This is a genomic window from Pantoea sp. SYBGC1 (assembly GCF_057197005.1).
This window is the reverse complement of sequence record NZ_JBXUNM010000001.1, coordinates 917,645-937,380: the sequence shown is the minus strand read 5'-3', so window position 1 is coordinate 937,380 and position 19,736 is coordinate 917,645. Positions and strand designations below refer to the sequence as shown.

Annotated in this window: 20 protein-coding genes and 1 other annotated feature; of the genes, 8 read left to right on the top strand and 12 right to left on the bottom strand. The window is 59.6% G+C overall.

The features are described 5' to 3' along the window. Positions 1–3: 3 nt before the first annotated feature. The 9 genes from hisIE to hisL all read right to left on the bottom strand — a co-directional run bounded on the left by hisIE (position 4) and on the right by hisL (position 7,240). Complete coding sequence (gene hisIE, locus AC2CF9_RS04425; protein ID WP_484556335.1) at positions 4–615, bottom strand: bifunctional phosphoribosyl-AMP cyclohydrolase/phosphoribosyl-ATP diphosphatase HisIE; 612 nt, start codon at positions 613–615, stop codon at positions 4–6. Further along, positions 609–1,385, bottom strand: coding sequence for an imidazole glycerol phosphate synthase subunit HisF (gene hisF / locus AC2CF9_RS04420; RefSeq protein WP_039385316.1), 777 nt, complete (start codon positions 1,383–1,385; stop codon positions 609–611). The genes hisIE and hisF overlap by 7 nt, the downstream gene beginning before the upstream one ends. Beyond that, a complete protein-coding gene (gene hisA / locus AC2CF9_RS04415) occupies positions 1,367–2,104 on the bottom strand; it encodes a 1-(5-phosphoribosyl)-5-[(5-phosphoribosylamino)methylideneamino]imidazole-4-carboxamide isomerase (RefSeq protein ID WP_484556334.1) in 738 nt (245 codons plus the stop codon). Before hisA ends, hisF begins: the two co-directional genes overlap by 19 nt. Further along, positions 2,104–2,694, bottom strand: a complete 591-nt coding sequence (gene hisH, locus AC2CF9_RS04410; RefSeq protein WP_039385312.1) for an imidazole glycerol phosphate synthase subunit HisH — start codon at positions 2,692–2,694, stop codon at positions 2,104–2,106. The genes hisA and hisH overlap by 1 nt, the downstream gene beginning before the upstream one ends. Then, positions 2,694–3,761, bottom strand: a complete 1,068-nt coding sequence (hisB, locus tag AC2CF9_RS04405; protein ID WP_484556333.1) for a bifunctional histidinol-phosphatase/imidazoleglycerol-phosphate dehydratase HisB — start codon at positions 3,759–3,761, stop codon at positions 2,694–2,696. The genes hisH and hisB overlap by 1 nt, the downstream gene beginning before the upstream one ends. Further along, positions 3,758–4,834, bottom strand: a complete 1,077-nt coding sequence (gene hisC / locus AC2CF9_RS04400; RefSeq protein ID WP_150016438.1) for a histidinol-phosphate transaminase — start codon at positions 4,832–4,834, stop codon at positions 3,758–3,760. Before hisC ends, hisB begins: the two co-directional genes overlap by 4 nt. Continuing rightward, positions 4,831–6,138: a histidinol dehydrogenase gene (gene hisD, locus AC2CF9_RS04395; protein WP_104085173.1), complete on the bottom strand. Its 1,308-nt coding sequence runs from the start codon at positions 6,136–6,138 to the stop codon at positions 4,831–4,833. Before hisD ends, hisC begins: the two co-directional genes overlap by 4 nt. Before the next feature lie 3 nt (positions 6,139–6,141). Continuing rightward, positions 6,142–7,041: an ATP phosphoribosyltransferase gene (gene hisG / locus AC2CF9_RS04390; protein WP_039385304.1), complete on the bottom strand. Its 900-nt coding sequence runs from the start codon at positions 7,039–7,041 to the stop codon at positions 6,142–6,144. Between the two features lie 54 nt (positions 7,042–7,095). After that, positions 7,096–7,217 (bottom strand) — a sequence feature (His leader region). Then, positions 7,193–7,240 carry a his operon leader peptide gene (gene hisL / locus AC2CF9_RS04385; protein ID WP_100396937.1) on the bottom strand — a complete coding sequence of 16 codons (48 nt, stop codon included), beginning with the start codon at positions 7,238–7,240 and terminating at the stop codon, positions 7,193–7,195. (Overlaps the previous feature by 25 nt.) Before the next feature lie 181 nt (positions 7,241–7,421). Between hisL and AC2CF9_RS04380 the strand changes: the two genes are divergently transcribed. Further along, positions 7,422–8,249, top strand: coding sequence for an SDR family oxidoreductase (locus tag AC2CF9_RS04380; RefSeq protein WP_484556332.1), 828 nt, complete (start codon positions 7,422–7,424; stop codon positions 8,247–8,249). A 33-nt stretch (positions 8,250–8,282) separates the two neighbouring features. On the opposite strand, the gene AC2CF9_RS04375 is transcribed toward AC2CF9_RS04380, so the two are convergent. Beyond that, positions 8,283–9,560 (bottom strand): NAD(P)/FAD-dependent oxidoreductase, encoded by a 1,278-nt coding sequence (locus tag AC2CF9_RS04375; RefSeq protein WP_484556331.1) that lies wholly within the window; start codon positions 9,558–9,560, stop codon positions 8,283–8,285. Positions 9,561–9,570: 10 nt separating this feature from the next. Next, entirely contained in the window at positions 9,571–10,332 is a 762-nt protein-coding gene (puuD, locus tag AC2CF9_RS04370) for a gamma-glutamyl-gamma-aminobutyrate hydrolase (protein ID WP_484556330.1), read from the bottom strand. Between the two features lie 209 nt (positions 10,333–10,541). On the opposite strand from puuD, the gene AC2CF9_RS04365 reads away from it, so the two are divergent. Next, positions 10,542–11,957 carry a glutamine synthetase family protein gene (locus tag AC2CF9_RS04365; RefSeq protein ID WP_484556329.1) on the top strand — a complete coding sequence of 472 codons (1,416 nt, stop codon included), beginning with the start codon at positions 10,542–10,544 and terminating at the stop codon, positions 11,955–11,957. A 370-nt stretch (positions 11,958–12,327) separates the two neighbouring features. After that, complete coding sequence (locus AC2CF9_RS04360) at positions 12,328–13,686, top strand: APC family permease (protein ID WP_484556328.1); 1,359 nt, start codon at positions 12,328–12,330, stop codon at positions 13,684–13,686. 46 nt (positions 13,687–13,732) lie between these two features. Here the strand turns inward: AC2CF9_RS04360 and ygbI are convergent, their stop codons facing one another. Continuing rightward, positions 13,733–14,500, bottom strand: coding sequence for a DNA-binding transcriptional repressor YgbI (gene ygbI / locus AC2CF9_RS04355; RefSeq protein WP_484556327.1), 768 nt, complete (start codon positions 14,498–14,500; stop codon positions 13,733–13,735). A 224-nt stretch (positions 14,501–14,724) separates the two neighbouring features. On the opposite strand from ygbI, the gene ltnD reads away from it, so the two are divergent. From ltnD to AC2CF9_RS04330, 5 genes are read left to right on the top strand one after another with little or no spacing between them, the layout of a single operon-like run. Continuing rightward, on the top strand, positions 14,725–15,636 hold the full coding sequence (ltnD, locus tag AC2CF9_RS04350; protein ID WP_484556326.1) for an L-threonate dehydrogenase: 912 nt from the start codon (positions 14,725–14,727) through the stop codon (positions 15,634–15,636). Further along, positions 15,636–16,898 (top strand): 3-oxo-tetronate kinase, encoded by a 1,263-nt coding sequence (gene otnK / locus AC2CF9_RS04345; RefSeq protein WP_150016430.1) that lies wholly within the window; start codon positions 15,636–15,638, stop codon positions 16,896–16,898. The genes ltnD and otnK overlap by 1 nt, the downstream gene beginning before the upstream one ends. Further along, positions 16,891–17,517 (top strand): 3-oxo-tetronate 4-phosphate decarboxylase, encoded by a 627-nt coding sequence (gene otnC, locus AC2CF9_RS04340; RefSeq protein WP_150016429.1) that lies wholly within the window; start codon positions 16,891–16,893, stop codon positions 17,515–17,517. Before otnK ends, otnC begins: the two co-directional genes overlap by 8 nt. Then, positions 17,517–18,299 (top strand): 2-oxo-tetronate isomerase, encoded by a 783-nt coding sequence (otnI, locus tag AC2CF9_RS04335; protein ID WP_150016428.1) that lies wholly within the window; start codon positions 17,517–17,519, stop codon positions 18,297–18,299. The genes otnC and otnI overlap by 1 nt, the downstream gene beginning before the upstream one ends. Before the next feature lie 58 nt (positions 18,300–18,357). Further along, positions 18,358–19,710, top strand: coding sequence for a GntP family transporter (locus tag AC2CF9_RS04330; RefSeq protein ID WP_150016427.1), 1,353 nt, complete (start codon positions 18,358–18,360; stop codon positions 19,708–19,710). Positions 19,711–19,736: the final 26 nt, after the last annotated feature.

Sequence of the window (19,736 nt, the reverse complement as noted above, 5' to 3'; positions counted from 1 at the left end):
GGATTACTTATGACGGGCGCGCAGGTTGTTAACGATCGCGCTTAAATCCAGATCCTGGTCCTGCAGCAGCACCATCAGGTGATAGAGCAGGTCGGAGGCTTCGTTGGTCAACTCATGACGATCGTTCACCGTGGCCGCCAGCGCGGTCTCCACGCCCTCTTCGCCAACTTTCTGCGCAATACGCTTGGTGCCGCTGGCGTAGAGGCTGGCGGTATAGGAGCTGGCGGGATCGGCATCTTTCCGCGACGCCAGCAGCTGCTCCAGTTGATAGAGGAACGTCCACTCTGGTGCGGCGGGCGAGAAGCAGCTGGAGGTGCCGAGATGACACGTCGGCCCGATCGGGTTCGCCAGCACCAGCAGCGTATCGTTATCGCAGTCTGGCGTAATGCTCACGACCTGAAGAAAGTGGCCGGAGGATTCGCCTTTGGTCCAGAGACGCTCTTTGGTGCGCGAGAAAAAGGTGACGTTACCTTCCGCCAGCGTTTTTTCCAGCGCCGCCTCATTCATATAACCGTGCATCAGCACTTCGCCGGAGACGTTGTGCTGCACGATAACGGGCATCATGCCCGCGGTTTTGACCCAGTCCAGGCGGGCCAGTTGGTCTGCTGTTAACACGCGCGAATCTCCACACCGTTGTCGATCAGAAAGTTTTTCAGCTCACTGATATTAATAATCTGCTTGTGAAACACCGACGCCGCTAGCGCACCATCAACGTTTGCCTGCGTAAAGGCGTCGAGGAAATGCGGCATGGTGCCGGCCCCGCCGGACGCGATCAGCGGTACGCTGCACACTTCGCGGACCTTCTGCAGCTGAACCAGATCGTAGCCGTTACGTACGCCATCCTGATTCATCATATTCAGCACGATCTCGCCCGCGCCGAGCTTCTGCACTTCCCGCACCCAGTCAAGGGTTTCCCACTGCGTAACCCGGGTGCGCGCTTCATCACCGGTATACTGATTGACGTGATATTTACCGCTCGCTTCATCAAACCAGGTATCGATACCCACTACTATGCACTGCACGCCAAAACGGTCGGCGAGACGGGTGATCAGCGTCGGATCGGCCAGCGCCGGGGAGTTGACCGAGATTTTGTCAGCGCCAAACTGCAGAATGCGCGCGGCATCTTCTTCGCTCCTGATGCCGCCCGCGACGCAGAACGGAATGTCGATCACTTCCGCTACGCGTGAGACCCAGCTTTTGTCGACCACGCGGCCATCCGATGAGGCGGTGATGTCATAAAACACCAGCTCGTCGGCCCCTTCCTGCGCGTAGCGCTGCGCCAGCGGTACGATGTCGCCAATGATTTCGTGATTGCGGAACTGCACGCCTTTTACAACCTGTCCGTCACGCACGTCCAGACAGGGGATTATCCGTTTTGCCAGCATGAAATCGCCTCCGCTACCGTAAATTTATCTTCCAGCAGGGCACGACCAACGATCACGCCCTGCGCACCGCTGCCGCGCAGCGCGGCGATATCCGCCAGCGAGCCGATGCCGCCGGAACTCTGAAAGGCGATGTCAGGGAAAGCTTCTGACACTTCTTTATAGAGCGCCACGTTTGAGCCGCTCAGCGTGCCGTCGCGTGAAATGTCAGTGCAGAGCACGTGCTTCAGGCCCACCGGCTGATACCAGCTAATCACCTCTTCCAGCGTGACGCCCGCCGCTTCCTGCCAGCCGCTGATCGCCACTTCTTTACGGTTAGTCGCGTCGATGCGCACATCCAGCGCCAGCACGATGGCGTCGGCACCGAATTCGCTGAACCAGCTTTTCACTTCTTCCGGCTGTTTGACTGCCGTCGAGCCGACCACCACGCGCGTGGCGCCGGCGGCCAGCAGGGCCGCCACATCATCACGCTGGCGAATGCCGCCGCCAACCTGCACCGGCACACTGACGCCGCGCAGCAGCGTAGTCAGCAGCGGGATCTGGCGCTTAGCCGGATCTTTCGCACCGGTCAAATCCACCAGGTGCAGCACGCTGGCACCCTGGCGTTCATACTCCTGCAGGCGCGGCAGCGGGTCGCTACCGTAGTCGCGCTGCTGACCGTAGTCGCCCTGATGCAGGCGCACCACCTTGCCATCAATCAAATCTAACGCGGGGATAATCATTACATCTCCAGAAAGTTTTTCAGCAGCTGCGCGCCCGCTTTGCCGGAGCGCTCGGGGTGAAACTGCACGCCAAAGAAGTTATCTTTCTGCAGCGCGGCGGTAAAAGGCAGGCCGTAGTCGCACTGCGCAATCGTGGCGGCGTTAACCGGCATCGCGTAGCTGTGCACAAAGTAGAAGTAGCTGCCATCCGGAATATCGCGGAACAGATGGTGTCCCGCTTTGGCGGTGATCTGATTCCAGCCCATGTGCGGCAGCGGCAGGCCCTGCGTATCCATCAGCGCCACCGGCTCATCAACGATACCCAGCGTGCTGATGCCGCCATTCTCATCGCTGCCGCGTCCCAGCAGCTGCATACCGAGGCAGATCCCCAGTACCGGCTGCGTACAGGCTTTGATCAGATCAATCAGCTCGCGCTCTGCCAGCTGGTTCATCGCCGCCTGCGCGGTGCCAACGCCCGGCAGCAGCAGCTTATCGGCGCGCAGAACCACATCGGCATCACGGCTCACTTCAGGCGTATAGCCGAGGCGCTCAATCGCCCATCTGACCGACGAGAGGTTGGCGCAGCCGGTGTCGAGAATGACCACGTTCATCACAGCACTCCTTTTGAGCTCGGCAGGGTATTCCCCTCCACGCGGATCGCCTGGCGCAGCGTGCGGCCAAAGGCTTTGAACAAACTCTCCACGCGGTGGTGATCGTTACGGCCTTTGGTTTTCAGGTGCAGCGTGCTCATCATGGCGTAGGAGAGCGAGCGGAAGAAGTGCTCGACCATCTCAGTACTGAGATCGCCCACGCGCTGATAGCTGAACTCCGCTTTGTATTCAAGATGTGGCCGGCCGGAGATATCCAGCGCGCAGCGCGCCAGACACTCATCCATCGGCAGCACAAAGCCGAAACGGCCAATGCCGCGCTTGTCGCCCAGCGCCCTGAGCAGCGCTTCACCCAGCGCCAGGCCGGTATCTTCCACCGTGTGGTGATCGTCGATATAGAGATCGCCTTTGACGTCGATATTCATGCGAAAGCCGCCGTGTACCGCGATCTGGTCCAGCATGTGGTCAAAAAAGCCGACGCCGGTGTTGATTTTGCTGCCGCCTTCACGGTCGAGCCACACTTCCACTTTGATCTGCGTCTCTTTAGTGTTGCGGTTGACCAGCGCATAGCGGTCGCGTTTGGTGAGCTGCGCCTGAATGGAGGCCCAGCTCTCGCCCTCGGCGCCGTAACGCAGGCCCTGAATCCCCATGTTTTCCGCCAGCTGCAGATCGGTCTGACGATCGCCAATCACATAGCTGCTGGCTTTATCCAGTGCGCCCTCTGCCAGCCACGCCTCAACCAGCCGGGTTTTGGGTTTACGGCAGTCGCAGTTATCGGCGGGCAGGTGAGGGCAGATCAGCACATCGCTGAAGTTAATTCCCTGCGAGGTAAAGATCTGCATCATCAGCGTATGCGGCGCATCAAAATCGGCCTGCGGGAAGCTTTCGGTACCCAGACCATCCTGATTGGTGATCATCACCAGCTGGTAACCCGCTTCCTGCAGCGCCAGCAGCGCGGGGATCACATCTTTCTCCAGCGCCAGCTTATCCAGGCGATCTACCTGAAGGTCAGAGGGCGGCTCGGCAATCAGCGTGCCGTCACGGTCAATAAAAAGGATCTTCTGGCTCATGCTTGCTCCACGGAAAAGGCTTGCAGCGCGGCGATCAGGCGCTCGCACTCGGTTCGGGTACCAATTGAGATGCGCAGGCATCCGGCAAGACCGGGATTTTTGTTCTGGTCACGCAGAATAATGCCCCGATCCCACAGCGATTTAAACACGGCTGGCGAGTCGGTGAAGCGCGCGAGAATATAGTTGGTCTCGCTCGGAAACACCTGCTCCACCACGGGCAGCTGCGGTAGCTGTTCATACAGCCATGCGCGGTTCGCGTTGAGTTCAGCCACGTGCTGACGCATCAGCGCAATACCCGCTTCGCTCAGCGCCTGCGCCGCAACGTCAGCAACCGGCGTGGCCAGCGGATAAGGTGCAATCACCTTCATCAGCAGGTCGATAACCGGCTTGTTAGCCAGGGTGAAACCGCAGCGCAGACCCGCCAGCGCGAACGCCTTTGAGAGCGTGCGCAGGATCACCAGATGCGGATACTCCTGCAGCCATGCCGCAAGCGTTGCGGCCGGGCAGAACTCAATATATGCCTCATCCGCCACCACCAGCGCTTTACCGGCGGTCATGGCGAGCAGCGCCCGGATATCATCCTGATTGATCAGGTTACCGGTCGGATTGTTCGGGCTGCAGAGGTAAACCACTTTTACGCCATCGAGCTTAGCGGCAATAGCCGGCAGGTTAAGCTGCCAGTCTTCCAGCGCTGGCACGGTACGGTACTCGATACCGATGGTTTCGGCGCTGACGCTGTACATACCGTACGTCGGCGGGCAGAACAGAATGGCATCTTTGCCCGGCTCGCAGAACGCGCGCATCAGCAGCTCAATGCCCTCATCAGCGCCGCGGCTGACCAGAACCTGCTCCGGGGTTAAACCGGCGTAGGCGGCATAGCGCTCAATCACCAGCCGCGGCTGGCACTCCGGATAGCGGTTCAGCGTCTGCTGTGACAGCTCAAACGGCACCGGCAGCGGAAATTCGTTGGCGTTCAGCCAGACGTCTCCGTTGCCGCCCAGGCGACGCGCTGACTGGTAGGGCGTCAGGGCGCGGACGTTAGCACGCGCTAACGCTTCAATTTCAGTGCTCATGCTTGCTCCTTCAGGGCGGCAACACGCAGGGTAACGGCGTTTTTGTGCGCATCAAGCTGCTCGGCGGCGGCCAGGGTTTCAATGGTGGCGGCCAGGTTCATAAAGCCCTGCGGCGTCAGCTCCTGCACCGTCATCCGCTTCTGGAAATCTGCCAGTCCGAGGCTGGAGCTGGTGGCGGTATAGCCATAGGTTGGCAGGACGTGGTTGGTACCTGAGGCGTAGTCACCGGCAGATTCCGGTGACCAGTCGCCGAGAAATACCGAACCGGCGCTGGTGATAGCATCGACCAGATCGCGCGGCTGGCGCGTCTGAATGATCAGGTGCTCCGGACCATACTGGTTTGAAATCGCCACGCACTGCGCCAGATCCTGCGCCACAATCAGGCGGCTGCTTGCCAGCGCCTGACGCGCGGTGGCGGCGCGCGGCAGTGCGGCCAGCTGCGCCTCAACGGCCTGCGCTACCTCTTCGGCCAGCCTCTGCGACGGCGTCAGCAGAATCACCTGAGAGTCAGGGCCGTGTTCCGCCTGCGACAGCAGGTCAGAGGCGACAAACGCGGGCGTCGCCCCTTCATCTGCGATCACCAGCACTTCAGAGGGGCCGGCAGGCATATCGATAGCCGCGCCGTCGAGCCGCTGGCTCACCTGACGCTTCGCCTCCGTCACCCAGGCGTTGCCCGGGCCAAAGATTTTGTCCACTTTCGGCACCGATTCGGTACCAAAAGCCAGTGCAGCAATCGCCTGCGCGCCGCCGACCTGAAACACCTCCTGCACGCCGCACAACTGTGCGGCATAGAGAATTTCATCGGCAACCGGTGGCGGCGAGCAGAGCACCACGCGGCCGCAGCCGGCGATGCGCGCCGGCGTTGCCAGCATCAGCACGGTGGAAAAGAGCGGCGCAGAACCGCCCGGAATATAGAGGCCTACCGACTGCACCGGCCGGGTAATCTGCTGACAGCGCACGCCAGGCTGCGTTTCGACATCTACCGCGGCCAGAATCTGGGCGTTGTGGAAGGTCTCAATATTGCGCACGGCAACCGCCATCGCCTGTTTAAGCTCGTCGCTCAGGCGGGCACTGGCGGCCTGCATCTCTGCCGCAGAGACGCGCAGCTGGCTGACCTGCGCCTTATCAAACTGCGCGCTGAAGTCGCGCAGTGCCGCGTCGCCGCGCGATTTCACTTCCGCCAGCACGTTCTGCACGGTGGCGCTGACGGTGGCAGAAGCGGCAATGGCCGGGCGCTGCAGCAGCGCCTGCTGCTGTGCGGCGTCACACTGCTGCCAGCTGATTGGGGTCATCAGGGTGCTCATCGGTTACTCCAGCATTTTTTCAATCGGCAGCACCAGGATCGAGCTGGCGCCCAGCGCTTTCAGTTTTTCCATGGTTTCCCAGAACAGCGTCTCGCTGCTGACCATGTGCATCGCCACGCGGCTCACTTCGCCCGCCAGCGGCAGCACGGTAGGGCGCTCGGCGCCAGGCAGCAGGGCGATGACCTCTTCCAGCCGCTCGCTCGGTGCGTGCAGCATGATATATTTCGATTCGCGCGCTTTGATCACGCCCTGGATGCGCGTCATCATGGTGTCGACCAGCGCCTGTTTCGCCGCCGGCAGCTCGCCGTCGCGCTGGATCAGTACTGCTTTGGAGCGGTAGATCACCTCGACCTCACGCAGGCCGTTGGCCTCCAGCGTGGCGCCGGTAGAGACCAGATCGCAGATCGCATCAGCCAGGCCCGCGCGCGGCGCAACTTCCACCGAGCCATTCAGCAGACAGGATTTAAACGGGATGCCCTGTTTGTCGAGATACTGTTTCAGCAGGTGCGGGTAGGAGGTGGCGATACGGGCGTTATTCAGGCACTGCGGACCGGTATAGTCGGCATCTACCGGCATCGCCAGCGACAGGCGGCAGCCGCCGAAATCCAGACGACGCAGCGTAAAGTAGCGCGGATCCTCACCCTGCGAGCGGCGGGTCAGCAGCTCCTCTTCCAGTACGTTCTCACCGACAATACCGAGATCGACCACGCCATCCATCACCAGACCGGGAATATCGTCATCGCGCACGCGCAGGATATCGATAGGCATGTTCTCCGCAAACGCAATCAGACGCTGCTGCTGAAGGTTGATTTTGATGCCGCAGCGCGCCAGCAGTTCGCGTGATTCATCACTTAAACGGCCAGATTTCTGCATAGCTATGCGTAAACGGGTGTTATCTAACATGGTTCCTGTCCTCTTATTTGATCCTGTCTGAACGTGTTACGTTTGCGTTCGCCCATAAAAAAACCCCCGGAAGATGATCTTCCGGGGGCTCTCTTTGCGCTCGCACCACTGGAAGATCCTGAACGTCTCCCAGCACACATCGCCTGAAAGACTAGTCAGGGTGATGGTGGTGATGATGGTTGAACTGAACGCGTGTCATAATAAATTCCGTTGCTGAATGAGTATTCATTTGCGTGCTGATTAACCTAGCGAAGATGGCGCGGCTTGGCAACCCTTTTTTAACGTCAGTTTACGGAACCTTCCGCAACACTTTGCGCTGGTTTGCCGGGCAGCGCCGCTCTAAGATGAGATAACGATGGCGCGCAACAGCAGGAGCAGAGATGAAACGAGTCGCGATTACGGGTCTGGGCTGGCTGGGGATGCCGCTGGCAATGGCGCTGACGGCGCGGGGCTGGGAAGTGACCGGCACGAAAACCACGCCGGATGGTGTTGAAGCCGCGCGGCGCTGCGGCATTGAGGCGTATCAGCTGAAACTGACGCCGGAGATTGAGTGTGATGCTGACGAACTTGAGGCGCTGATGCAGGTGGATGCGCTGGTGGTTACGCTGCCGGCCAGCCGCACCGTGCAGGGGGCTGACGCCTATATGCAGGCGGTACAAAACGTGGTGGACACGGCGCTGGCAAGCCGGGTGCCGCGCATTATTTTCACCAGCTCCACCTCAGTCTACGGCGCAGGCGAAGGGATCATGAAAGAGCAGAGCGCGCTTCAGCCGGAGACGGTTGCCGGCAAAACGCTCGCCGAGCTGGAGCACTGGCTGCATGGCCTGCCGGGCACCAGCGTGGATATTCTGCGGCTCGCCGGTCTGGTAGGGCCGGATCGCCATCCTGGCCGCTTTCTGGCCGGCAAAACCGGGCTGGAACAGGGCAGTCACGGCGTGAACCTGGTGCATCTGGATGATGTGGTGGAGGCGATTATGCTGCTGCTGCAGCGTCCCAAAGGCGGAAATACCTATAACCTCTGCGCGCCGCATCATCCGTCGCGGGATACGTTTTACCCTGACGTGACGAAGAAGCTGGGTCTGGTGCCGCCCACGTTCAGTGCGCAGTCCGGCCGTCCGACCGGCAAACTGATTGATGGCACAAAAATCTGCGATGAGCTCGGCTTTGAGTATCGCTATCCCGATCCGGCGCGCATGCCGCTGGCATAAACCCGGCGGGAGACCTGCGTCTCCCGCTGCGGCTCAGACGCCCAGCCGATCGCGCAGCGCATACCATACGGCGCCCATCGCCGTCAGAGGAACCTTAAACCGGCGTCCGCCGGGGAACGGCAGGTGCGGCAGCCGGGCAAAGGCGTCAAACCGCTCCGCCTGACCGCGCAGCACCTCGGCAATCAGCCTGCCGGCGAGATGCGTGCAGGTTACGCCGTGGCCGCTGTCGCCCTGCATAAAATAGGCGTTCCGCTCCAGCTGACCAAACTGCGGCATACGCGACAGCGTCAGCAGGAAGTTACCGCTCCAGCGGTGGCTGATTTTAATATTGCGCAGCTGCGGAAACGTGCGCTGCAGCTTGGGCAGGATCAGGGCGTCAATATCAGCCGGTTCGCGCGCGCCATATACCACGCCGCCGCCATACAGCAGACGGTTATCCGCGGTAAGACGAAAGTAGTCGAGCAGATAGTTACAATCTTCTACGCAGTAGTTGTTAGGCAGCAGCCCGAGCGCCTGGTCGCGGCTCAGCGGTTCAGTGGTCACAATCTGCGAGCCGCACGGCATGCTTTTGCGGCTCAGGCGCGGCTCCAGCTGCGATGGCAGATAGGCGTTGCCGGCAAAGATCACAAAGGTGGCATGCACCTCCCCGTGCGCGGTGGTAATGCGGTGCGGTGCGCCGTAGTGCACGGCGAGGGCGGCGGAGTGTTCATAAATACGCCCGCCGTGGCGGCGGATCGCTTCCGCTTCCCCCAGCGCCAGGTTCAGCGGATGCAGATGCGCACCGCGCTTATCCAGCAGGCCGCCGACATAGCGATCGGTAGCGATTTCCCGCCGGATGCCGCGCTCATCCAGCAGCTCCAGGCTCTGATTGCCGTAGCGCGCCCAGCTCGCCTGCTGACGACGCAGATGGCCCATCTGCCGCGGGTTGAGGGCAGCGAAAATACCGCCCGGCCGGTAGTCGCAGCTGATGGCGTAGCGATCGATACGGTCGCGGATAATATCGGCACCCTCAAACATCATGCTGCCGAGCATCGCGGCGGTCTCCTTACCGTAGCGCTGCTCAATCACATCCACGTCGCGACTATAGGAATTAACCACCTGACCGCCGTTACGTCCGCTGGCACCAAAGCCGATGGTGGCCGCCTCCAGCACGACCACGTCGTAGCCCGCTTCGGTCAGAAACAGCGCCGAGGAGAGACCGGTAAAGCCGCCGCCGATAATACAGACGTCGCACTGAATACTCTCCTGCAGCGCAGGCCAGGGGGCGTGCGGGTTAGCGCTGGCTGCGTAATAGCTCTCCACATGGTGCATCACATCCTCCTCAGGGTCGTGCCCGGTGATAATCGCTGGCGGCCTGAATAAATGCAGCAAACAGCTGGCGTGAAACCGGGTTCTGCTCAGACTGCCACTCCGGATGCCACTGTACCGCCAGCGCAAAAGGGTGATGGCGCAGGCTCACCGCCTCAATCACACCATCTGCGGCGCGTGCTTCTATGCGCAGCTGCGGACCCGGCGTGCGAACGCCCTGCGCATGCAGTGAGTTAACGGCAAAGGGGGCCTGGCAGTCAGGCAGCTGACTCAGCAGCCCGCCCGGTTCCGGCGTGACCAGATGTGCCGCAGCATACTGCTGTGGCAGCGGCAAAGCAGGATCTTCACGGTGATCCTGAAACCCGTCAACCTGATGCAGCTGACGATAGAGCGCGCCGCCATTGGCGACCACCAGCTCCTGCAGGCCACGACAGATACCCAGCAGCGGCATCTGCCGGCTGGTGGCCCAGGTAATGGCCGCAAAGGCCAGGCGATCGCGCCCCGGATCGCTGTGCGCTTCACTGCCCGCTTCGCCATAGTGCCAGGGTTCAATATTGCTGGGGCTGCCGGGCAGCAGCAGGCCGTCCAGCAGCGCCATGCTTTGCGCCAGCAGCTTTGGTGCCTGCAGCAGCTGATGCGGCAGCGGCAGCGGTACGCCACCGGCGGCGACCACCGCATCCAGATATTTATTATGCAGCGTCTGAGCGGGGTGGGGACCGGCCATGTTCTGGCACATCACTATTCCGATCAGCGGTTTTACAGCATCTGTCATCATCGGGTTACCACGCTGAGAGTGCTGACGCTCTGCCGGCAAATTCAGGCAGGCGTTTAAGCGAGCCTGTTATTCTCAATCTAATCTGCCCGCGCCGAACTGCAAACCAGATTGTTACATTTGCACACTATTTGTGTTGGCGCTATGTTAGAGCTGTAGTTCGGAATTAAAGCATCGCGCAAACCTCATTAACGGTAACTGGCGGGTGGTATATGACGAATATCGTGGAAGTAGAAGATTTCACGCGGCACAGTGAAGAGAAGCGAACAAGCGCGTTCCAGCTGGAGGTGAAAACCTGGCTGGAACGCCATCCCGAAACGCAATATGTCGATATCCTGTTAAATGATTTAAATGGTGTTTTTCGCGGTAAGCGCATCCCTGTCGCCGCGCTGCCAAAGCTGGAAAAAGGGTGTTACTTTCCCGCCTCTGTGTTTGCCATGGACATTCTCGGCAACACCGTTGAGGAAGCCGGTCTTGGACAGGCGCTTGGCGAACCCGATAACCTCTGTATTCCCGTTCCTGGCACGCTTATCCCTTCTGCTTCCGATCCGCAACGCATCGCCCAGCTGCTGCTGACGATGTGCAACCAAGATGGCACTCCCTTTGACGTTGAACCCCGAAACGTGCTGAACCGGCTGTGGCAGCAGCTGCGCAATCGCGGGCTGTTTCCGGTGGTAGCGGTAGAGCTGGAGTTCTATCTGGTTGATAAGCAGCGCGATGCCGACGGCTTTATTCAGCCGCCGTGCTCGCCGGGCAGCGCAGAGCGTAACATGCACTGCCAGGTTTACTCCGTGGATAACCTCGACCATTTTGCTGACGTGCTGCGCGATATCGACGCGCTGGCGCAGCAGCAGGGTATCCCGGCAGATGGCGCCCTGGCGGAAGCGTCGCCGGGCCAGTTTGAGATCAACCTGCATCACACGCAGGATATCCTTAAAGCGTGCGACGACGCGGTGCTGCTGAAGCGACTGGTGCGGCAGGTGGCGGAAAATCACGGTATGACCGCCACGTTTATGGCGAAGCCCTATGAAGAGTATGCCGGCAGCGGCATGCACGTGCATATCAGTATGCTCGACGCGGCGGATCATAACGCTTTCTCACTGGATGATGGCAGCAACTCGCCGCTGCTGAAGCGCGCGCTGGCGGGCATGATTGACCTGATGCCGGCGTCAATGGCGCTGCTGGCGCCCAACGTCAATGCTTACCGGCGCTTCTCGCCAGAGTCGTTTGTGCCGCTGCAGGCGTCGTGGGGACATAACAATCGCACCGTGGCGCTGCGTATTCCGTGCGGTGACAAAGAGAACCATCGCGTGGAGTATCGCGTGGCGGGCGCGGATGCAAATCCCTATCTGGTCGTGTCAACAATTCTTGCCGGTATTTTGCACGGCTTGGATAATCAGCTACCTTTACCTCATGCGGTGACCGGGAATGGTCATGCAGCGGAGGGGCTGGCACTGCCGATTCGCCAGAGCGACGCGCTCTATGAATTTGAGAGCAGCTACCCGCTGCAGAAGCTGCTGGGAGAGCGTTTCAGCCGCGTGTGGCATAGCTGCAAGCAGTGTGAGCTGCGCGAATTTGAACGGCTGATCACCGCCACAGAGATTGACTGGATGCTAAAGAACGCCTGACGCACAGAAGAATTGCGTTAACGTCTTGTGTCGATGGCATAAGTTGGGGCAAAATATGCCCCCTGCAAAAGACAGAACATAGCCGACGCACTGAGCGTCGGTTATTTTTTTGCATAATGTTTTTAATACATACATAACCGAGGCCGGACACGTATCCGGATAGATAGACACCGAAACACGCTTCTGCGTGAGATTTGAGGAACAAAGATGGGACTGTTTACAATTGCACCAGCACTGGCTGGTTCTCGCTTTCGTGATGATTACGGCGCGGCGACAATCGCAAACACTAATATCACTTCTCACTGCAGCACGTTGCGCAGTATCCCTGTGGTACAACTGACATCAGTTGCTGCTGTAGGGGGTCTGAACAATGTCGCTTAATACCTCTGCCGCACCTCAGCGTGCACATCTGAAAAAAACTCTGACCCTGCTTCCGGTCGTCATGATGGGCCTGGCGTATATGCAGCCAATGACCCTGTTTGATACCTTCGGCATTGTGTCAGGTTTGACCGACGGCCACGTCGCCACCGCCTATGCTTTCGCCCTGATTGCGATTCTGTTTACGGCTGTGAGTTACGGTAAGCTGGTACGCCGCTTCCCATCTGCGGGCTCCGCTTATACCTACGCTCAGAAAGCCATCAGTCCGCACGTCGGCTTTATGGTGGGCTGGTCATCGCTGCTGGACTATCTGTTCATGCCGATGATCAACATCCTGCTGGCAAAAAGCTACTTTGAGTCGCTGGTGCCGGGCATTCCGTCGTGGATTTTCGTTGTGCTGCTGGTGGCCTTTATGACCATCTCCAACCTGCGTGGTATCAAAACCGTGGCCAACTTTAACAGCGTCATCGTGGTGCTGCAGGTGGTGGTCATGGCCGTGATCACCGGTATGGTGGTTTACGGTGTGGCGCACGGTATTGGCTCCGGTACGCTGGTGAGCACGAAGCCGTTCTGGTCTGAGCATGCTCAGGTGGTGCCGATGATCACCGGTGCGACGATTCTCTGCTTCTCGTTCCTCGGCTTTGACGGTATCAGCTCGCTGTCGGAAGAGACCAAAGATGCTGAACGCACCATTCCGCGCGCCATTTTCCTGACGGCGCTGATTGGTGGCGTGATCTTTATCGCGGTCTCCTACTTCCTGCAGCTCTACTTCCCGGATATCTCGCGTTTCCAGAATCCGGACTCGTCACAGCCTGAAATCATGCTGTTTGTGGCCGGTAAAGCGCTGCAGATCGGGATCCTGATCTTCTCCGTAGTGACCGTGCTGGCGTCAGGCATGGCGGCACACGCAGGCGTTTCACGTCTGATGTACGTGATGGGCCGCGATGGCGTCTTCCCGCAGCGTATCTTTGGCTTCGTGCATCCAAAATATCGCACGCCGTCACTGAACGTACTGCTGGTCGGCGCGGTGGCACTGCTGGCTATCAACTTTGATCTGGTGACCGCTACGGCGCTGATCAACTTTGGTGCGCTGGTCGCGTTTACCTTTGTTAACCTCTCTGTGATCGCGCAGTTCTGGATCCGTGAGAAGCGTAACAAGACGCTGAAAGACCATCTCAACTATCTGGTGCTGCCTGTGATGGGCGCGCTGACGGTGGGAGCGCTCTGGATCAATCTCGAAGAGACTTCCATGGTGCTGGGTCTGGTATGGGGCGCAATTGGTATTATCTACCTGGCGTTCGTGACCCGTACTTTCCGTAATCCGGTCCCGCAGTTCAGCGAAGAAATGTGATGTTCGTGACCGGGTGCGCAGCGATGCGCACCCGGTCTGCTATTAACTATTCCTGTCCCGCCAGTACCAACTCCCAGCTACCCGCACTTAACGTTTCCCTGCCTGTTTTACTCAGTTCCCTGTCGGTAATAACCTGATCGAAGCACGTCAGCGGCAATGCAAGCCAGGTGGCAATCTTATTATATTTAGAGCTATCGCTAAGCAGAATGCGCTTGCTGCTGACGTCACAGGCGGCCTGCTTAACCGGCACCTTATGCTCATCCGGCGTATAAAGACCCCGCGGCCCCCAGCATGAGGCCGAGATAAAGGCGATATCGATCGCCAGCGTGCGCAGCGTGCGCGCCGCCGCATCACCCACGCTGGAGCGGTTCTCGCGACAGACGCTGCCACCGGTATGGATCAGGCGGCAACCGCTCCCCTCCATCAGCAGGCGGGCAATAACAAAATCGTTGGTGACAACAAGCAGATCGTCACGCGCCAGCAGTTCACGCGCCAGCGCCAGCGTTGTCGTTCCGGCATCAAGATAGATACAGCTGTCAGGCGGGATATGCTGCGCCGCCCGTTGGCCGATGACCATCTTCTCCTCGCTGTACATGCTGGTTTTTGCCAGATGTGACGGCTCTGTCGCCAGACGCTCCGCGGTACGCACGCCGCCCGATACTGAAATCACCGCTCCCTGTTCCTCCAGCTTCTGCACGTCCCGCCGGATGGTCATATGCGAAACGCCCAGACGTTCGGTTAGCTCAGCAATACTTACCACACCGCGTTCTGCCACCAGCGCCACTATCTGTTGATGACGTTCAGTAGGGATCATTTCACACTTCCTGAATTACCATTTTTTCACATTGTAAGGTATCTGTAATCGGTCCGCAGCAGAAATAAGCCGCGCCTTACCTCATTTATCGGGTGTGAAAAGTTGTTATGCCAGATCTTTGTTAGTTAATTTTTGTGAGGCGGAACACTTTCCGTTCATCACTTCTTAGGCACAATTAACAGCATTGAACAAAATATCACTTAATTTAACAAGAGAGGTGCGCCGTGGCTGCAACCGTAACTAATGTAGGTGTGATTGGTCTGGGATCGATGGGTATGGGCGCCGCGCAATCCTGTATTCGTGCGGGTCTCAACACGTGGGGAGTTGATCTCAACCCGCAGGCGCTGGAGAAGCTGCGCCAGGCGGGTGCGCAGGATGCACAGACCACCGCAGCGGGCTTTGCTTCTCAGCTGGAGGCGATGCTGCTACTGGTGGTTAATGCTGCACAGGTGAATGCCATTCTGTTTGGTGAAGCGGGTCTGGCACCACAGCTGAAGCCGGGTACCGTCGTGATGGTTTCATCAACCATTTCTGCGCAGGATGCGCAGGCCATTGCAGAGCGTCTGGCGCAGCATCAGCTGCTGATGCTGGACGCACCGGTTTCCGGCGGCGCGGTAAAAGCGGCGGCCGGTGAGATGACGGTAATGGCGTCCGGCAGCGACGACGCTTTTGCGCGCCTGCAGCCGGTACTCCAGGCGGTGGCGGCAAAAGTGTACCGCGTGGGCAGCGAAATCGGCCTTGGCTCCACGGTTAAAATTATTCATCAGCTGCTGGCCGGCGTACATATTGCGGTGGGGGCTGAAGCGATGGCGCTGGCAGCACGCGCCGGTATTCCGCTGGAAACCATGTATGACGTGGTGACCAATGCCGCAGGCAACTCCTGGATGTTTGAAAACCGCATGCGTCATGTGGTGGAGGGCGACTACTCACCTAAATCCGCCGTAGACATCTTTGTTAAAGATCTTGGCCTGGTGGCAGATACCGCGAAATCGCTGCATTTTCCGCTGCCGCTCGCCTCAACTGCACTAAACATGTTCACCGAGGCGAGTAACGCCGGTTACGGGCGGGAAGATGACAGTGCAGTGATTAAAATTTTCAGCGGCATTGTACTGCCACAGGCCGGGGAGAAAGCGTAATGCGTTTGGGTGTTATTGCAGATGACTTCACCGGTGCCACCGATATCGCCAGCTTTCTGGCGCAAAACGGGCTGCCGGTTATTCAGTTCAGCGGCGTGCCGCAGCAGGATACTGACGCCACGGCGCAGGCGCTGGTTATCAGTCTGAAGTCGCGCTCCTGTCCGCCGGAACAGGCGATAGCGCAGTCGCTGGCGGCGCTGGCGTGGCTGCAGCAGCAAGGGTGCGATCGTTTCTATTTCAAATATTGCTCCACCTTCGACAGCACCGCGCAGGGCAATATCGGTCCGGTAACGGATGCGCTGCTGACGGCGCTGGGCGAAACGCAGACGGCGATCTCTCCGGCATTGCCAGTTAATGGCCGTACCGTCTATCAGGGCCACCTGTTTGTCGGCGACCAGCTGCTGAACGAGTCAGGTATGCGCCACCATCCGGTCACGCCCATGGAGGATAGCAGTCTTGTGCGTCTGATGATGCGTCAGGCGCGGGGGCGCGCGGCAGTGATCCCGGTGGCACGGATTGAGCAGGGGGCGGCGGCAGTACAGGCAGAGCTGGCCACGCTTAAGGCGCAGGGCGTGAGCTATGTGGTACTGGACGCTATCAGCGAGCAACATCTGCTGACGCAGGGCGCGGCGCTGCGCGATATGCGGCTGGTGACCGGGGGATCGGGTCTCGCCATTGGCATCGCTCGTGCCTGGGCCAGCGCGCAGGCTGCCGGCGAAGCGGAGGCGGCGGGTCGTCCGCAGGGGGGGCGCGCGGTAGTCATCGCCGGCTCCTGCTCGCAAATGACCAATCAGCAGGTTGCCGCCTATCGCCAGCAGGCGCCCGCCATGGCGATCAGCGTTGAGCGCTGTATCACGGAAGCCGCTGCCTATGCCCGTGAGCTGTGTGACTGGATCAGCGCGCACGCTGACAGGCCGCTGGCACCCATGCTTTACGCTACCGCTGACGCGCAGCAGCTGCAGGCCGTGCAGTTACAGTATGGTGCGGCGCGCAGTAGTGAAGCGGTGGAGCAGCTCTTCGCGGCGGTAACGCGTGAGCTGAAAGCGCGTGGCTGGCAGCGTTTTATTGTGGCGGGTGGCGAGACCTCAGGTGTGGTGGCACAGAGTCTCGGCGTCACAGCGTTTCATATCGGACCCGCTATTTCTCCGGGCGTGCCTTGGGTACGTGATACGCAGCAACCGCTCTCGCTGGCACTGAAATCCGGCAATTTTGGTGATGAACAATTTTTTGCACGTGCGCAGACGGAGTTTACTTATGACTGAACAACAGGCCCGTACCGAGATGGTGCAGCTTGGCGCTTCTTTTTTTCAGCGCGGCTACGCCACGGGCTCAGCGGGCAATCTCTCGCTGCTGTTGCCCGACGGTCATCTGCTTGCCACGCCGACCGGCTCCTGTCTGGGTGAGCTGCAGGCGGAGCGGCTGTCAAAAGTTACCCTGCAGGGGGAGTGGATCGGCGGTGACAAACCCTCCAAAGAGGTCGCGTTTCATCGCGCACTCTATCTCAATAACCCGGCATGCAAAGCAGTGGTGCATCTGCACAGCCACTATCTGACCGCGCTCTCCTGCCTGAGCGATCTCGATCGGCAGAATTGTATTCGTCCCTTTACGCCCTATGTGGTGATGCGGGTAGGGGATGTGCCGGTGGTGCCTTACTACAAACCGGGAGACGTCAGGCTGGCTGAAGATCTTGCCCGGCTGGCACCGCGCTACAGCGCATTTCTGCTGGCAAACCATGGTCCGGTAGTCACCGGGAGTTCCCTGCGCGAGGCAGCAAATAATACGGAAGAGCTTGAGGAGACGGCACGCCTGATGTTTACCCTGGGCGATCGTAAAATCCGCTACCTCAGTGCAGATGAAGTTGCTGAGCTGAGGAGCCGCTAATGCCAAAGTTTGCCGCTAATTTATCCACGCAGTTCACTGAATATCCCTTCCTGGCGCGTTTCGCTGCCGCTGCGCAGGCGGGATTTCGCGGGGTAGAGTTCCTTTTCCCTTATGACTATCCGGCTGAAGTGATTCAGGCTGAGCTGACGCGCCATCAGCTGGAGATGGTGTTATTTAACACCGCAGCCGGTAACACCGCTGCAGGTGAATGGGGCGTATCCGCCATTCCTGGCCGTGAGGCTGAAGCGCGCCGGGATATTGATTGTGCGCTGGAGTATGCCCTGGCACTTAACTGTCCGCAGGTACATATCATGGCCGCCACGCTGCCGCCCGGTGCAGAGCGTGCCGCCTATGAAGAGACGTTTGTGCGTAATATGCATTACGCCGCCGCGCGCTTTGCTCCGCACGGTATCCGCCTGCTGCTGGAGGCGCTCAATCCGGTCACTAAGCCGGGCTATCTCTATGCCAGCCAGTATCAGACGCTGGAGATGATGGCGCGTATTGATCGGCCAAACGTTTTTACCCAGCTCGATCTGTTTCATGCCCAGCTGGTCGACGGCAACCTCAGCCATCTGATCCGCACCTTTGCCGGGCGCTACCGGCATGTGCAGATCGCCTCCGCGCCGGATCGCCACGAGCCTGACGAGGGCGAAATCAACTATCCGTGGCTGTTTTCCCTGCTGGATGAAGTGGGCTACGACGGCTGGATAGGCTGTGAATATTTTCCGCGCGGTAACACGGTGGCGGGCCTTGGCTGGCTGCAACCCTGGCTGGAGCCCTGAGCTCCGGCGTCAACACCAGAAACCTGCTGATAACTATAATACTTCTCTGAGGTAAGACATGACGACCCCTCTGTTACTCCTGATCGCGGCGGTCAGCGTGCTGCTGCTCCTGCTGCTGGTGATCAAAGCTAAGGTACACCCGTTTATTGCGCTGCTGGTCGCCAGCCTGTTTGTTGCCCTCACTACCGGTATCCCGGGTGATAAAATCATGACGGTGATTCTGGGTGGGATGGGCAGTCTGCTGGGCAATATCGCCGCGATTATTGTTCTGGGCGCGATTCTCGGTGCGGTGATTGAAGCGTCAGGCGGTGCTGATGCGCTTGCCAGGCGGTTTACGGCGCTGCTCGGACCGCAGCGCATGGTGGCCGGATTGACCACCGTCGCCTTTATACTGGGGCTGCCCGTGTTCTTTGATGTGGGTTTTATTATCGTGGTGCCGCTGATTTACGGCTTCGCCAAAGTGCTGCGTCTTTCGCCGTTGAAATTTGGCCTCTCTATGGCCGGTGTGATGCTGATGGTACACGTAGCGGTGCCAACGCACCCTGGCCCGGCCGCCGCAGCCGCACTGCTGAATGCGGACATCGGCTGGCTGATGATGACGGGCATTGGTATTTCAGTGCCGGTGGGCGTGGTGGGTTATCTGGTGGCAAAGTGGCTTAACCGCAAAAACTATCAGCTGTCGGTCAGCGTGCTGGAGCAGGTGCAGCTGACAAAGCAGCAGGCTCCGGCGCAACAGGTGGCTGCGCCCCCGGCAGCCGGCCTGGTCGCCAGCCTGATTGTGCTGCCGATTGCGCTGATTATGCTGGGCACGCTACTGCCGTCGCACCTGACGCCCGGCAGCATGGCGCACGGTCTGCTGACGCTGGCTGGCGCACCAGCCATGGCGCTGCTGATTACGCTGGCGCTGGCGTGCTGGCTGCTCGGCATCCGGCGCGGCTGGGGCAAAGAGAAGCTGGAGACGCTGTCAGAAAGCGCCATCGCCAACGCCGCCGGTGTGATCCTGGTATCCGGCGCTGGCGGGGCGTTTGGTAAAGTGCTGGTGGAGTCAGGCGTGGGTAAAGCGCTGGCGGAGTCGCTCACCACGATTCATTTGCCGCTGATCCCGGCTGCCTTTATCCTTTCACTGGCGCTGCGCGCATCCCAGGGCTCAGCCACGGTCGCGATTGTCACTACCTGCGGCCTGCTGACTACGGCGGTTACCGGACTGGGTGAAATGCAGCTGGTGCTGGTGGCGCTCTCTGCCTGCTTTGGCGCGCTGGGATTATCGCACGTTAACGACTCTGGCTTCTGGGTCGTCACGCGTTATCTTGGGCTGTCAGTTGCGGACGGACTAAAAACCTGGACCGTACTCACCACGGCGATGGGGCTGGCAGGATTTGCGCTGACCTGGCTTATCTGGTTACTGCTATAACATATGCGCGGCGGCGGGCAACACCC